This window comes from Nocardioides sp. YJ-D4 (assembly GCF_054031495.1).
On the sequence record NZ_CM132932.1, the window covers coordinates 1,251,630 to 1,265,693 of the forward strand.

14 protein-coding genes are annotated in these 14,064 nt (G+C 70.1%); 5 read left to right on the forward strand and 9 right to left on the reverse strand.

Features of this window, described 5'->3' with window-relative positions; all coding sequences use genetic code 11:
- The first annotated feature begins 33 nt into the window (after positions 1 to 33).
- Positions 34 to 1,371 carry an ABC1 kinase family protein gene (locus ACW14X_RS05990; RefSeq protein WP_457165018.1) on the forward strand — a complete coding sequence of 446 codons (1,338 nt, stop codon included), beginning with the start codon at positions 34 to 36 and terminating at the stop codon, positions 1,369 to 1,371.
- Positions 1,372 to 1,374: 3 nt separating this feature from the next.
- Here ACW14X_RS05990 and ACW14X_RS05995 read toward each other — a convergent pair whose 3' ends face one another.
- Complete coding sequence (locus ACW14X_RS05995; RefSeq protein WP_160024596.1) at positions 1,375 to 1,785, reverse strand: VOC family protein; 411 nt, start codon at positions 1,783 to 1,785, stop codon at positions 1,375 to 1,377.
- A gap of 33 nt (positions 1,786 to 1,818) precedes the next feature.
- Positions 1,819 to 2,136 (reverse strand): SHOCT domain-containing protein, encoded by a 318-nt coding sequence (locus tag ACW14X_RS06000; protein WP_160024597.1) that lies wholly within the window; start codon positions 2,134 to 2,136, stop codon positions 1,819 to 1,821.
- Between the two features lie 158 nt (positions 2,137 to 2,294).
- Between ACW14X_RS06000 and ACW14X_RS06005 the strand changes: the two genes are divergently transcribed.
- Genes ACW14X_RS06005 through ACW14X_RS06020 form a run of 4 tightly spaced genes read left to right on the forward strand, consistent with a single transcriptional unit; the run spans position 2,295 to position 6,301 of the window.
- The gene (locus ACW14X_RS06005) at positions 2,295 to 3,326 is read left to right on the forward strand and encodes an ABC transporter substrate-binding protein (protein WP_457165019.1); all 1,032 of its coding nucleotides are present in this window, start codon (positions 2,295 to 2,297) and stop codon (positions 3,324 to 3,326) included.
- A gap of 1 nt (position 3,327) precedes the next feature.
- Positions 3,328 to 4,386, forward strand: coding sequence for a FecCD family ABC transporter permease (locus ACW14X_RS06010; RefSeq protein ID WP_457165020.1), 1,059 nt, complete (start codon positions 3,328 to 3,330; stop codon positions 4,384 to 4,386).
- On the forward strand, positions 4,383 to 5,462 hold the full coding sequence (locus ACW14X_RS06015) for a FecCD family ABC transporter permease (protein WP_457165021.1): 1,080 nt from the start codon (positions 4,383 to 4,385) through the stop codon (positions 5,460 to 5,462). Before ACW14X_RS06010 ends, ACW14X_RS06015 begins: the two co-directional genes overlap by 4 nt.
- Positions 5,459 to 6,301, forward strand: coding sequence for an ABC transporter ATP-binding protein (locus ACW14X_RS06020; RefSeq protein WP_457165022.1), 843 nt, complete (start codon positions 5,459 to 5,461; stop codon positions 6,299 to 6,301). Before ACW14X_RS06015 ends, ACW14X_RS06020 begins: the two co-directional genes overlap by 4 nt.
- On the opposite strand, the gene ACW14X_RS06025 is transcribed toward ACW14X_RS06020, so the two are convergent.
- From ACW14X_RS06025 to ACW14X_RS06055, 7 genes are all read right to left on the reverse strand, one after another.
- Positions 6,298 to 6,999 (reverse strand): GNAT family N-acetyltransferase, encoded by a 702-nt coding sequence (locus ACW14X_RS06025; protein ID WP_457165023.1) that lies wholly within the window; start codon positions 6,997 to 6,999, stop codon positions 6,298 to 6,300. The two genes, ACW14X_RS06020 and ACW14X_RS06025, sit on opposite strands and share 4 nt — an antisense overlap.
- 46 nt (positions 7,000 to 7,045) lie before the next feature.
- A complete protein-coding gene (locus ACW14X_RS06030; protein ID WP_457165024.1) occupies positions 7,046 to 8,278 on the reverse strand; it encodes an MFS transporter in 1,233 nt (410 codons plus the stop codon).
- A gap of 91 nt (positions 8,279 to 8,369) precedes the next feature.
- The gene (locus ACW14X_RS06035) at positions 8,370 to 8,933 is read right to left on the reverse strand and encodes a pyridoxamine 5'-phosphate oxidase family protein (RefSeq protein ID WP_350837490.1); all 564 of its coding nucleotides are present in this window, start codon (positions 8,931 to 8,933) and stop codon (positions 8,370 to 8,372) included.
- A 5-nt stretch (positions 8,934 to 8,938) separates the two neighbouring features.
- Positions 8,939 to 10,786, reverse strand: a complete 1,848-nt coding sequence (gene ilvD / locus ACW14X_RS06040; protein ID WP_160024604.1) for a dihydroxy-acid dehydratase — start codon at positions 10,784 to 10,786, stop codon at positions 8,939 to 8,941.
- 56 nt (positions 10,787 to 10,842) lie between these two features.
- Positions 10,843 to 11,817 (reverse strand): M28 family metallopeptidase, encoded by a 975-nt coding sequence (locus tag ACW14X_RS06045; protein WP_457165025.1) that lies wholly within the window; start codon positions 11,815 to 11,817, stop codon positions 10,843 to 10,845.
- Complete coding sequence (locus ACW14X_RS06050) at positions 11,814 to 12,713, reverse strand: CapA family protein (protein WP_457165026.1); 900 nt, start codon at positions 12,711 to 12,713, stop codon at positions 11,814 to 11,816. The genes ACW14X_RS06045 and ACW14X_RS06050 overlap by 4 nt, the downstream gene beginning before the upstream one ends.
- 227 nt (positions 12,714 to 12,940) lie before the next feature.
- Positions 12,941 to 14,008: an exo-alpha-sialidase gene (locus ACW14X_RS06055; RefSeq protein ID WP_160024607.1), complete on the reverse strand. Its 1,068-nt coding sequence runs from the start codon at positions 14,006 to 14,008 to the stop codon at positions 12,941 to 12,943.
- Positions 14,009 to 14,064: the final 56 nt, after the last annotated feature.

Sequence of the window (14,064 nt, forward strand, 5' to 3'; positions counted from 1 at the left end):
GCGCAAGTTGCAGCCGACAGGCACACTGGCCTCATGAGTGACGCGGAGGGGTCGTCGAAGGGGTTGCCGCGGCGAGCGGCGACACGGACGGCGAAGCTGGCCGCACTGCCGATGGGGTACGCCGGGCGCAAGGCTCTCGGGCTCGGGAAGCGGATCGGGGGCAAGCCCGCCGAGGCGGTGCTGGCCGACGTGCATCAGCGTACGGCCGACCAGCTGTTCCGCACCCTGGGCGAGCTCAAGGGTGGCGCGATGAAGTTCGGGCAGATGCTCTCGGTGATGGAGGCGGCGCTGCCGGAGTCGCAGGCGGCCCACTACCGCGCCCAGCTCACCCGGCTCCAGGACTCCGCTCCCCCGATGCCGACCGGGATCGTACGCGGCCTGCTGGCCCGCGACCTCGGACCCGACTGGTCCGAGCAGCTGATCGAGCTCTCCGACGAGCCCGCGGCCTCGGCCTCGATCGGGCAGGTGCATCGCGGCCGGTGGGCGGATGGTCGCGAGGTCGCGGTGAAGGTGCAGTATCCGGGCGCCGACGAAGCATTGCGCGCCGACCTGCGCCAGATCGGCCGGGTCGCGGCGATCGGCAACGCGGTGGTTCCCGGGATGGACGTCAAGGCGCTGGTCGCCGAGCTGCAGGAGCGGGTCGTCGAGGAGCTCGACTACCCGAAGGAGGCTGAGGCCCAGCACGTCTTCGCCGAGGCGTACGCCTCCCATCCCCTCATCGACGTACCCGATGTCGTCGCCGTGGGCCCCTCGGTGCTCGTCACCGAGTGGGTGGAGTCGGAGGGCTCGATCGCGAAGGTGATCGCCGAGGGCACTCCCGAGGAGCGCGACCACTACGGCGAGCTGCTCGCCCGGTTCTGGTTCTCCGCGCCCGGGCTGACCGGGATGCTCCACGCCGACCCGCACCCCGGCAACTTCCGAGTCCTTCCCGACGGCCGTATGGCCGTGCTCGACTTCGGGCTCGCCGCACGGCTCCCGGAGCGGGGCTTCCCCGAGCCGATGGGGCGGCTGATCCGGATCGCCGCGACCGGCGACGCGGACGCCCTGGTCGCGGGCCTGCGCGACGTGGGCTTCATCCGCGAGGGCATCAAGGTCGAGCCACAGCACGTGCTCGACTACCTGGCGCCGTTCGTGACCCCGGCTCTGGAGGAGCGCTTCCGGTTCACCCGAGAGTGGATGCGCGAGGAGTTCAAGCGGATCAACGACCCCAAGGATCCCGCCTACACGGTCGGCCTCAAGCTCAATCTGCCGCCGTCCTACCTGCTCATCCACCGGGTCTGGCTCGGTGGTCTCGGGGTGCTGGCGCAGCTCAACGCGGAGGCGCCGTTCCGGGAGATCCTCGAGGAGTATCTGCCCGGGTTCGCGGGCTGAGGGTCAGGGCAGCACGGTCTGCCCGACCGGGCCCGGGTTGTAGGCGATCTCCCAGCGCACGCCGTCGGGGTCGGCGAAGTAGCCCGTGTAGCCGCCCCAGACCCGCTCCCCGGCGGTCGAGGCCTCACGCCCGAGCGACCGGGCGAGCTCCAGGACGCCGTCGACCTCCTCGCGGGTGGCGACGTTGTGGGCGAGGGTGAACGGCGCGACGCCGTCGGCGACGGCGATCGTGCCGACCTCCTCCTCGAACTCGCCCCGGTCCCACAGCGAGAGGATGACGTGCTCACCGACGCGGATCATGAGCACGCCGTCCGCCTCCATCTCGGGAGTCCAGCCGAGCCCGTCGACATAGAACGCCCGGCTCGCCGCCACGTCGGCGACGGCCAGGGTGATGAAGCTGATGCGCTGGTCCATGACAGCCACACTGCCATGGACCAGCGGAGGTCGTCAGGCCTCCTTCGTTCGGCCCGGCTTCTCGCGCAGAACGTCACGGCGAGCCCGGTACTCGTTCTCGTCGATCTCGCCCGCGGCGTACCTCTCGGCCAGCCTGGCCTCGCCCGCGCGCCGCGGCCCTTCGGCCACCCGCTTGCGGTTGTAGAGGACGACCGCGGTGATGATCGCCGCGATCACCAGGAACCACAGGATCGGGAAGATCGGCCAGAACGCCGGCGGCCCTCCCCCGTCCTGCCATGGCCCGTTCTCGCGCCACGGACCCCAGTTGTCGCCGGTCACGGCGAGGGTTGCCACCGTCTCGTTGATGCTCATTGCTCGTGTCCAATCTGTTGGGCTTCTCGATGCCCCCAGACTGCTGCGCTCCAGCCACCGGCACATCGGCTCAGGAGCGGAGAACAGGTACGCAATCCCGCGTAGAGTAAAGGCTTCTAGTAAGGTACGCCTTACCTAATAACAGAAAGCGGGACGAGATGTTCATCGCACGGAAGGCGGCGGTGCCCGTCGCACTGATCGCGGTCGCGGCAGGCTTGGCAGCGTGTGGATCTGACGCCAAGGATTCTTCGAAGAGCGCCGCTGGCGACGGCTGGAAGCCGGTCACCGTGCAGCACGCCTTCGGCGAGACGGTCATCGAGGAGAAGCCCGAGCGGGTGGCCACCGTCGACTTCGCCAACCAGGAGGTCCCGCTCGCGCTGGGCATCGTGCCGGTGGGCATGTCGAAGATGACCTGGGGCGACGACGACGGCGATGGCGTCCAGCAGTGGACCGAGGACAAGCTGAAGGAGCTCGGCGCGGAGACGCCCGTGCTGTTCGACGAGACCGATGGCTACGACTTCGAGGCCGTCGCGGGCACGGATCCCGACGTCATTCTCGCCGGCTACTCGGGCCTGACCAAGGATGACTACAAGACCCTCAGCGAGATCGCCCCGGTGGTCGCCTACCCGGACGACCCGTGGGCGACCGAGTGGCGCGACTCCATTCTCCAGAACGCCAAGGGCCTCGGCATGGAGTCCGAGGGCAAGGACCTGGTCGCGGACCTCGAGAAGACCATCGCCGACGCCGCGGCGACGCGGCCCGAGCTCGAGGGCGCGACCGGCATGTTCATGACCCACGTCGACCCGGCCGACCTGAGCGAGATCAACTTCTACAGCGCCGCTGACACCCGGTCCAAGTACCTCACCGACATCGGCATGGAGATCGCGCCGAGCATCGTCAAGGCCACCGGCGACAGCGCCGACTACTCCGGCTCGATCAGCGCCGAGCGGGCCGAGGAGCTCGCCGACGTCGACGTCATCATCACCTATGGCGGCCAGGAGCTCATCGACGCCCTCGAGGGGGACCCCGTGCTCTCCCAGCTGCCGGCCGTGAAGAACAAGGCGATCGTCACCCTCGACGGCGCCGAGGCCATGGGCACGGCTGCCAACCCGACCGCGCTGTCGGTGGCTGCCCTGGCGGAGGACTACGTCGGCCTGCTGGCCGACGCAGCTGCGTACACCACCAAGTGAGATGACGACGTCTCTCACCAGCCGTCAGGACTCCGCGCCCGCCGACCCCGCAGCCCAGATGCGGGGCACCCGGCGGACGCGGAGCCTGGCGCTGCTCGTGCTCGCCGCGGCAGTGCTGGCGGCCTCGGCCACCTCCATCATCATGGGCTCGCGCGAGGTGTCCTGGGCCGACATCTGGGCCGGGATCTCCGGCCAGGCGGAGGGATTCGCGCAGGCCGCCGTCGCCAAGCGGGTGCCACGTACGGTGCTGGCCGCCGTCGCGGGAGCCGCGCTGGCGGTATCGGGTCTGGTGCTGCAGGGCATCACTCGCAACCCCCTGGCCGACCCCGGCATCCTGGGGGTCAACACGGGCGCCTCGCTGGCCGTCGTCAGCGGCATCGCCTGGTTCGGCCTGGTCTCCCCGACCAGCTACATCTGGGTCGCCATCCTCGGCGCAGCCCTCGCATCGGCGTTCGTGTGGACGGTCGGATCTCTGGGCCGAGGCGGGGCCACGCCGCTCAAGCTCACCCTCGCCGGCGCAGCCACCGCCGCCGCGCTGTCCTCCTTCGTCACCGCGGTCGTCCTCCCGCGTCCCGACATCTCGGAGAACGTGGTCTCGTGGCAGGTCGGCGGCGTCGGCGGAGCCACCGACGACAAGCTGTGGATGATGGCGCCGTTCCTCCTCGTCGGCGCCCTGCTGTGCCTGTGGTGCGTACGCGGCCTCAACATGCTCGGCCTCGGTGACGACCTCGCCTCCGGCCTGGGCGAGCACGTGAACCGGACCAGGCTGCTGGCCGCCGCCGGCGCCGTCACGCTCGCCGGAGCCACCACCGCGATCACCGGTCCGATCGCGTTCGTCGGGCTGGTCGTGCCGCACCTCGGCCGGCTCCTGATCGGGACCGACCACCGCTGGCTGCTGCCCTTCAGCATGATGGGCGGCGCCGTCCTGCTGCTGGTCGCGGACGTCATCGGACGAGTCATCGCCCCTCCGACCGAGGTGGACGTCGGGATCATCACCGCCCTCGTCGGAGCGCCGGTCCTCATCGCGGTCGTCCGCCAGGCCAAGGTGCGTGAGCTGTGAGTCTCTCTCCGTACGTCATCGGGTCCGAGGCCGCCGGCGACGCCGACGCAGATCTGCTCCGGGTCGTTGCGGCACGGCGGAGCCGTGAGCGCCGGCGTCGCCAGCTGATCGCCCTTCTGGCGGCACTCGTGGCCGCCGCCTACCTCGGCAGCCTGATGCTGGGGTCGACCACCTACGGACTCGCCGAGGTGACTGGTGTCGTGTTCGGCGACGACGCCGGCGGCGCCGAGTTCATCGTCGGCCGGCTGCGGTTGCCCCGAGCCACCCTCGCCCTGCTGGTGGGGATCGCCTTCGGCCTGGCGGGCGTCACCTTCCAGACCCTGCTGCGCAACCCGCTCGCGAGCCCCGACGTCATCGGCGTCACCGAGGGCGCGAGCGCGGCCGCGGCCGTCGCCATCGTGAGCTTCTCGCTCGGCGGCCTCGTCGTCTCGTGGGTCGCGGTCGCGGCGGGAGTGGGCGTCGCGCTCACCATCTACCTGCTGGCCTATCGGCGCGGCACCGCTGCCGGCACACGCTTGATCCTCATCGGAATCGGCGTGGCCGCGATGATGCAGAGCGTCATCGCCTGGCAGCTCGAGCGCGCCACCAACTTCCAGCTCGCCGAGGCGCTGCGCTGGCTGACCGGCAGCCTGAACGGAGCACTGTGGCGCGACGTCCTCGTGGTCCTCACGGCGGTCGTCGTGCTGGGCGGCGCCGTGCTCCTCCAGACCCGTGCCCTCGCCGCCGCACAGCTCGGCGACGACGCGGCCTCCGCGCTCGGCGTACGCATCGAACGCACGCGGCTGCTCACCATCGTCGCCGCGGTCGGACTCGTGTGCGTCGCGACGGCTGCGTCCGGGCCGATCGCGTTCCTCGCTCTCCTGTCCGGGCCCATCGCCGCCCGGGTGGTCGGCTCCCGGGGCTCCCTCCTGGTTCCGGCGGCTCTGGTCGGCGCGCTGCTCACCCTGGTCGCCGACTTCGCGGGCCAGTACGCCTTCGGGACCCGGCTGCCGGTCGGCGTCGTCACCGGCATCCTCGGCGCCCCGTATCTCCTCTACCTCATCGTCCGTGTCAACCGAGTCGGAGGCACTCTGTGACCACCAACCAGCCCGCTGACCAGCCCGACGGCCCGCCGCGCCTGGAGATCGAGAAGCTGACTCTCGGCTACGGCGACCGCGAGGTCGTGCACGACCTGGATCTCGTCATCGCACCCGGCGAGGTCACCGCCATCGTCGGTCCGAACGCCTGCGGCAAGTCGACGCTGCTTCGTTCGATGACGCGGCTGCTGCCACCTCGGACCGGCCGCGTGCTGCTGGACGGCAAGGAGGTTCACGCGACTCCGGCCAAGCAGCTCGCCCGCCGGATGGGTCTGCTGCCGCAGTCGCCGATCGCGCCCGAGGGGATCACCGTCGGCGAGCTGGTGGGCCGCGGCCGGCACCCGCACCAGCGAGTTCTGGCGCGATGGTCGGAGGCCGACGACCGCGCGGTGACCGCTGCGCTTCGTGCCACGGACACCGTCGAGCTGATGGGTCGCACCGTCGACGAGCTGTCCGGTGGGCAGCGGCAACGGGTCTGGATCGCGATGGCGCTCGCGCAGGAGACCGAGGTGCTGCTCCTCGACGAGCCCACCACCTTCCTCGACATCAGCCACCAGGTCGAGGTGCTCGACCTGCTGACTGACCTCAACCGCAGCGCCGGCACCACGATCGTGATGGTGCTGCATGATCTCAACCTCGCGGCACGCTACGCCGACCATCTCATCGCGCTGCACGACGGCCGCCTGCACTCCGCGGGCCGGCCTCATGAGGTCTTGGTGCCCGAGCTCGTGCGGGACGTCTTCGGCATGCGAAGCACGATCATCCAGGACCCGGTCTCGGACAAGCCGCTCATGCTGCCGATGGGGCGCCACCATGTCGTGGCGGTGGACGCTCCCTAGCCGACCTGCGGCCGGAGCCGGCTGAGCTGGCGGCCTTGCTCGTCGAAGTTCTCCGGTGCGAGCCAGCGCTCGTGCGCCTCTCGCACGGCCGGCCACTCCTCCGCGGTGACCGAGAACCAGTCGGTGTCGCGGTTGCGGCCCTTCACGACCATGTGGTTGCGGAACCTGCCCTCGTAGCTGAACCCGAGTCGTTCCGCGGCTCGCCGGGACGGTTCATTGAGCGAGTCGAGCTTCCACTCGAAGCGCCGGTAGCCCAGCGTGTCGAACGCGTGCCGCATGAGCAGGTGGATCGCCTCGGTCGCCGCCCTGGTGCGGGCCAGCGCGGACCCGAAGAGCACCCCGCCCACCTCGATGCTCCCGTTCGCCGGGTTGATCGCGTGGAAGCCCGCGACACCGCTCGCCCTGCCCTCTCCCTCGCCCTCCTTCGGGACGAACGCGAACGGCACGACGTCGGCCGCGTCGACGAGCCCCGCCAGGTGCATCCACAGGTCCTGCAGCGAGGTCGGCATGGTGATCGGCCGGTAGGTCCACAGGTCCGCGTCGCCGGGGCCGCAGACCGCGGCGTAGAGGTCCGAGTACTGCGCCGACGAGAGCGGCGCGACCCGGACGTAGCTTCCCTCGAGGGTCACCGGCTCGGGCCACGGCCGCGCCTTCCAACCTTCGACGACAGCACCTGCGGGATAGGAGAAATCGGTCACGGCGGTCATTGTCTCCGACCGCCGTGACCGTTGCTCACGAGGCCACTCAGGAGGCGGCCGCGTCCACCGTGGCGAGCGAGCGCCGGGCACTGCCGAGGGCGAGCATCCCGACCAGGCAGCCCAGGAGCAGCACCCCGGCCAGGACCATCACCGACTCCACCGCGAACCTGTCCGCGAGCGGCCCGAAGACGATCATCGAGACCGGCATCGACACCGACATGACGATCCCGTAGAACCCGAACACCCGGCCGCGCATCGAGTCCTCGACCTGCTCCTGCAGGACCGTCGCGGCGGGCACCAGCAGCGTCTGGAAGAGGATGCAGATCACCAGGCCGGCGACCGAGAACACCCAGAAGTCGGTGGAGACGCCCAGCCCGATGACGAGCACCCCGACACCGACCGAGGCGGCCACCATCAGCCGCACCCGGCGCTTCACCTTGGGCCCGAACACGGCCATCAGCGCGCCGCCGACGACCATCCCGACGCTCCAGAACAGCTCGTTGACGCTCAGCATCCAGACCTCGTCGCCGAAGCTGCGCGTGATCATCAGCGGCGTGAGGTGCGCCGGGGCGCCGGCCATGAACATGACGACGGCCACGAGGCCCATCACCCAGCGCACGGAGGCGTTCCCCCGGACGTACCGCACCCCGGCGAGGAGGTCGCCGAAGTAGCTCACCGGTTCGGTCGAGCGGACCATCCGCGCCACCGGCACCAGCAGCAGCAGGAGTACGCCGGCCACGGCCGTGACCACGTCGATGAAGAAGACCGCGACGATGCCGGTGCTCGCGTAGACCGCCGCGGCCACCGCGGGCGCGAACAGCATCATCCCCGACTGGATCGTCTGCTGGGCTCCGTTGACCCGCATCAGGTGCTCGGCCGGGACGATCTGCGGGAGCATGGCGTTGACCGCCGGCCCCTGGATTCCGGCCAGCGCCGAGCGGACCGCCATCGCGACGAAGATCATCCACAGGTCACCGACACCGCTCAGCATCAGCAGCGCGAGCACCAAGGTCGCCACCGCGATCGCCGAGTCGGCCCCGATGATCAACAGCTTGCGCGAATGCCGGTCGGCCCATACGCCGCCGAAGACCGACACCACCGCCTGCGGCAGCATCCCGGCCGCGACGCTCAGGGTCAGCACCGCGGCAGACCCGGTCTCGACCGTGAGGTGCCACATCACCGCGTACCCGACGATCATCGATCCCAACGACGACACCGTCTGGCCGCCGAGGAAGACCAGCAGATTCCGCTTCCACCGATCCGACTTCTGATTCGACATCGCAACCACTCCCGCATCAGGTGGGCCGCCGTGTCGGCCCCTCACCCATGCCACGAACGGCCACGGTCCGTTTCGACAGCTGCTGAGACGGCTATTCGGATGCCGGGTCGAAGTCGAACGCCGGGAGCCCGTCGAGACTGGCCAGGTTCTTCCGGCGCCGATATTCGGCCGAACCCTCGACCCCCTTGCGCTCGAAGTACGCCGGGAGCAGATCGCGCTCGCCGACGTACGACATCAGCGGGACTGCATAGCCACAGGAGTCGGAGACCCGCTCGATGTCCACGACGACGACCGCCCTGGCACCGGGAAGGTCCGTGAAGCGGCCGGCCAGGTCGGCGTACTCCTCGTCGTAGCGGGTCACGACCCGGCCGCGCCCGTGGAAGCGGACGATGTTCGGTGCCCCGTCGAAGGCACAGAACATCACCGTGATCCGGCCGTTCTCACGCAGGTGCGCGATCGTCTCGCTGCCGCTCCCGGTGCCGTCGAGCCACGCGAAGGTGAGCTCGTCCAGCATCCCGAAGGTGCCCGGGATGCCCCGGGGCGACAGGTTGACGTGGCCCTCGTCGGAGAGCGGTGCGGTGGCTACGAAGAAGACGACCTGACGATCGACGAACTCCCGCAGCCGACCCTCGACGCGGGCATGAACCTTTCCCACGCCCGTTACTCCGGCACGAGGCGGTAGGCGCCGTCGGAGGCGGAGGTGGCCATCGAGGCGTACGCCCGCAGCGCCGCGGAGACCTTCCGGTCGCGGTCGGCCGGGGTGTAGGGCTTGTCCCGCTTCTCCTGAGCGGCGCGACGCTGGTCGAGGACCAGGTCGTCGACGTCGAGGGAGATCGAGCGGTTCGGGATGTCGATGGAGATCGGGTCGCCGTCCTCGACCAGGGCGATCAGGCCGCCGCCGGCCGCCTCCGGGGAGACATGGCCGATCGAGAGGCCGCTGGTGCCGCCGGAGAAACGGCCGTCGGTGATCAGCGCGCACTTCTGGCCCAGACCGCGGCCCTTGAGGAACGAGGTCGGGTAGAGCATCTCCTGCATGCCCGGACCGCCCTTCGGACCCTCGTAGCGGATCACCACGACGTGGCCGGCCTCGACCTTCTTGGCGAGGATGCCCTCGACCGCGGCGTCCTGGGACTCGAAGACGATCGCGGTGCCGGTGAAGGTCAGGCAGTCGTCGGGGACCCCGGCGGTCTTCACGACACAGCCGTCGGGGGCGATGTTGCCCGAGAGGATCGCCAGCCCGCCGTCCGCGGAGTAGGCGTGCTCGAAGTCGCGGATGCAGCCCTCGGCGGCGTCGGTGTCCAGGCTCGCCCAGAGGTTCTCGGTGGAGAACGCCTCGGTCGTACGCACCCCGCCCGGTGCGGCGAGGAAGAGGTCGAGCGCCTCCTGGCTGGGGTTCTCGGCGCGGATGTCCCAGGTGCCGAGCCACTCGTCGATGGTGTCGGAGTGGATGGTGTGGACGTCCTCGTTGAGCGCGCCACCACGGCGCAGCTCGCCGAGCAGGGCAGGGATGCCGCCGGCGCGGTGGACGTCCTCCATGTGGTACTTCGGGCTGTTCGGCGCGACCTTGCTCAGGCACGGCACCCGGCGCGAGATCGCGTCGATGTCGTGCACGTTGAAGTCGAGCTCGGCCTCACGCGCGGCCGCGAGCAGGTGCAGGACGGTGTTGGTCGAGCCGCCCATGGCGACGTCGAGGGCGACCGCGTTCTCGAACGCGGACCGGTTGGCGATGCTCCGCGGCAGGACGGACTCGTCGCCCTCCTCGTAGTAGCGGCGGCACAGCTCGACGATCGTCCGGCCGGCCTCCTCGAAGAGCGCCCGGCGCTTGGCGTGGGTGGCCAGCGTCGACCCGTTGCCGGGCAGGCTGAGGCCGATGGCCTCGGTGAGGCAGTTCATCGAGTTGGCGGTGAACATGCCGCTGCAGGAGCCGCAGGTCGGACAGGCGGAGCGCTCGACCGTGTCGAGCAGCTCGTCGCTGACCGCCTCGTTGACCGAGAGCACCATCGCGTCGACCAGGTCGAGCTTGTCGTGGACCAGGCCCTCGACGGCGACCGTCTTGCCGGCCTCCATCGGGCCGCCGGAGACGAAGACGACCGGGATGTTGAGGCGCAGGCTGGCGAGCAGCATGCCGGGGGTGATCTTGTCGCAGTTGGAGATGCACACGATCGCGTCGGCGCGGTGCGCCTCCACCATGTACTCGACCGCATCCGCGATCAGCTCACGGCTCGGCAGCGAGTAGAGCATCCCGGCGTGGCCCATCGCGATGCCGTCGTCGACGGCGATCGTGTTGAACTCCTTGGCCACTCCCCCGGCCTCCTGGATCTTCTCGGCGACGATCTTGCCGAGGTCACGGAGGTGGACATGGCCAGGTACGAACTCGGTGAACGAGTTGGCGATCGCGATGATCGGCTTGCCGAAGTCGTCATCGGTCATGCCGGTCGCGCGCCACAGCGCGCGGGCACCCGCCATGTTGCGGCCCGAGGTCGAGGTTGCGGAGCGAAGAGTGGGCATGCCAGAAGGCTAGACCGGTTCGGGTGGATCGTTCGACCAGCGACGAACCGCGGACGTCAGGCGAGCCACGCAAGCATGATCCGGCCGGTGCGCACGAGCTGGGCCGCGTCGACGACGTCGGGTGTGTCGGCGGGTGAGTGGTAGGCGGCGTATGGAGTCGAACCGAGGCGCACGCCGGGCAGGCCCGCCCGTACGAAGGACCAGTGGTCGCTGGAACGGTTGGGGGTCTGGGAGCAGCCGGTGGTCGGCACCTTCGCGCGCCTTGCTGCCGCTCGGAGGCTCGCCAGGGTGCGGTCGAGTCCTGGGCGTGCGCCGCACGCCGGGACAGCCTCCCCTACGCCGACCCGGTCCAGTGAGACCATGCCGGCCAGCGTTCTGCGCTCGACGGGCGTGAGGGACGCAACATACGCGCGAGAGCCGTAGTGGTGGTCGCCGTCGGTCTCACCTCGCGGCTCCTCGGAGCCGAAGACGACCAACCGCACCGGCACCCTCGTCGACCGTCCTGCGGCCGTCTCGGCGATCGCCAGCAGCACAGCCACGCCGGACGCGTTGTCTTCCGCACCCGGTGCCTGCGGGACGGTGTCGAGGTGGGCACCGACCAGGAGCCACGGCTGCCCGGGGCGTACGTCTCCTCTGTCGGCGACCAGGTTGACCGACTCCCCCGCGCGGACCGGGATGCCCCACGAGACTCCGGCAGGCGTCTGGAACCGCTGTCGGTGCACCTGCCAGCCAAACCCTGCCAGCTGTCCCTCGACCCAGGCTGCGGCTCGATGGTAAGCGGGCGACGTCCCGGGTCTCGGGCCGATCTCACCCGCCAGGTGGCGTACGGCGTCGGTCGCTGTCCCGACTCGGAACTGCTCGGGTGTCAATGGCGGGGCGGCCTGGGTCTCGCTCGGGGTGGGCGAGGGCTTGGACGCGGTGGCCGGCGCTGTCGCGGTGGTTGTCGGAGAAGTCTCGGGGGTCGGTGACGCCTCACCGCACCCGGTGAGGACGAGGAGGGACCCGGCCGCGAACGCGATACGACGGATCATGGCCTAGCCTGCCCAAGGATCCGGGCCGCCTCACGACCGCCCACCACGCGTGGGGCAAACGTCTCAGGATCCATCCGGTAGGGCACGAGGTTCAGATCCTCCAGCGTGGCGCCGCGGAAGGTCGCCTCGAGAACGACGCCCTCCATCGTCTGGGACATGAAGTCCATGTCGAAGACGAAGTTTCCGAGCGAGTGGATGACCGGTACGCCGCCGACCCGCTCGAGCGGCTGGACCCAGTGCGGGTGGCCGCCGGCGACAAGATCCGCCCCGGCAGCGACGAGACGACGGGCGACACGGCGCTGAACTGCCTCGGGGCGATGGGTGTACTGCGTACCCCAGTGCGGCAGCACCACCACGACGTCGGCAACCTTCTCGGCGGCTCGGACCTCCCGCTCGACCCGGCGCAGGTCGGCATCGACGAGAGGACCCGTACGTGGCGGCATCCGCACCGAGAAGGCGCCCGGGTCGCTCCTCGTCGCCCGAGGCGTCTCGCCGATCGCGTTGAACCCCAGGAACGCGAAGGTGATCCCGGCTCTCTCGACCACGGCCGGCCGGGCAGCCGTGTCGAGATCCCGCCCGGCCCCGAACGGCACGATCCCCGCCCCCGATGACGCCTCGACCGTCTCCGTCAGCGCCCGGTCGCCGAAGTCACCTGTGTGGTTGTTCGCCAACGAGATCGCATCGAAACCGGCCTCCCGCAGAGGCCGCAGCACCTCCGGCCCAGCACCGAAGGAATCCCCACCCTGAGTCGGGCTCCCTGCTTTCGACAACGTCGACTCGAGATTGCCTACGGTGATGTCAGCGCCCGCCAAGCGAGCCTGCATCGGAGCCAGCGCCGCCGCCGCATCGGGCACCCCGCGGGTCAGCATCAGATCCCCGACGACGGTCAGCCGCACTCGCGGCTCCGCAGCAAGGGTGGGCGCCGGAACCAACGAGGACGAGGGCGGGGGCCGCGTCGTTGAGGACCCGACTGGTGTGCCGGCGCCACAGGCGGACAGCGCGCATACGAGCACGGCGGTGAGCCAGTGGCATCCCATACCTCCAGCATGCCCCCAGACCAAGGATCCTGTGCAGCCTCGACCGACCGCATCGAGGACGGCAACACGCTACGGATCCGTGCGCCTCAGATCTTCGCGGCCCTGACCACCAGCACGTCGGGGATGTCGCGGAGGATCTCGCGCCAGGTCTCGCCGGCGTCGGCAGACGCCCAGACCGAGCCGTTGCGGGCACCGAAGTAGACCCCGGCGGTCTCGTGGTCGTCGGCGCACATCGCGTCGCGCATGACGCCCACGTAGAAGTGGTCGGGCAGGCCCTTGTCGAGCGCCTCCCAGTGGTCCCCGGCATCGCGCGAGCGCCACACGATCGGCTTGGCCTCCGGTGGGTAGCGGGACTCGCCGGCGCCGATCGGGAAGGTGAAGATCGTGTCGGGCTCCTGCGGGTGGACGACCATCGCGAAGCCGAAGTCGGTGGGCAGCCCGTCGGCGATGGACTTCCAGGACAGGCCCTCGTCGTCGGAGCGGTAGACGCCACCGTGGTTCTGCAGGTAGAGCCGCTCGGGACGGGAGGAGTGGCGGGCGACCTTGTGGACGCACTGGCCGAACTCGGGGTACTGCTGCCCCTCGGGCAGGAAGACCGCGATGATGCCGTTGTTGCGGGCCTCCCAGGTCTCCCCGCCGTCGCGGGTCTGGTAGACGCCGCCGGTCGAGATCGCCGCGGTCACCGAGTCGGGGTCGGTCGGGTGCGGCAGGATCGTGTGGAACGCCTGCCCGCCGAAGCCCTCGTTCCACTCGGTGCGGTGCGGGTGGTCCCACAGCCCGCGCACCAGCTCGAAGCTCGCCCCACCATCACGGGACCGGAAGATCGCGCCGGGCTCGACACCCGCCCAGATCGTGCCTTCCGGGAGGCCGGGCTGGAGCTGCCAGACCCGGGCCAGGCTCGCGTCGACGTCCTCGGGGAACGACATCGAGGTCTCGGTCCAGGTCTCGCCGCCGTCGGCCGAGGCGCGCACCAGCGCACCCAGCCACAGCGAGGAGCATCCGGCAAGGACTCGCCCGGTCCCGGGCTCGATCATGGCGGAGTAGATCTCCTCCATGTCATGGTGCGGACCGGTGAAGTCCCAGTCCTGCCGGGCGTCGTCAGAGCGCCCTATCCACAGACCCTTGCGGGTCCCAACCAGCAGCTGCGTACCCATGTCTTCCAGCATCCACCCGCCTGGCTTCTGTGGCCAGGAGATTTCGGCGAAAGAAC

Bases quoted from the DNA above. Each gene is read 5' to 3' on its own strand.
- ACW14X_RS05990 (WP_457165018.1), top strand. From the start codon at position 34: ATGAGTGACGCGGAGGGGTCGTCGAAGGGGTTGCCGCGGCGAGCGGCG.
- ACW14X_RS05995 (WP_160024596.1), bottom strand. From the start codon at position 1,785: ATGGACCAGCGCATCAGCTTCATCACCCTGGCCGTCGCCGACGTGGCG.
- ACW14X_RS06000 (WP_160024597.1), bottom strand. From the start codon at position 2,136: ATGAGCATCAACGAGACGGTGGCAACCCTCGCCGTGACCGGCGACAAC.
- ACW14X_RS06005 (WP_457165019.1), top strand. From the start codon at position 2,295: ATGTTCATCGCACGGAAGGCGGCGGTGCCCGTCGCACTGATCGCGGTC.
- ACW14X_RS06010 (WP_457165020.1), top strand. From the start codon at position 3,328: ATGACGACGTCTCTCACCAGCCGTCAGGACTCCGCGCCCGCCGACCCC.
- ACW14X_RS06030 (WP_457165024.1), bottom strand. From the start codon at position 8,278: ATGTCGAATCAGAAGTCGGATCGGTGGAAGCGGAATCTGCTGGTCTTC.
- ilvD (WP_160024604.1), bottom strand. From the start codon at position 10,786: ATGCCCACTCTTCGCTCCGCAACCTCGACCTCGGGCCGCAACATGGCG.
- ACW14X_RS06045 (WP_457165025.1), bottom strand. From the start codon at position 11,817: ATGATCCGTCGTATCGCGTTCGCGGCCGGGTCCCTCCTCGTCCTCACC.
- ACW14X_RS06055 (WP_160024607.1), bottom strand. From the start codon at position 14,008: ATGGGTACGCAGCTGCTGGTTGGGACCCGCAAGGGTCTGTGGATAGGG.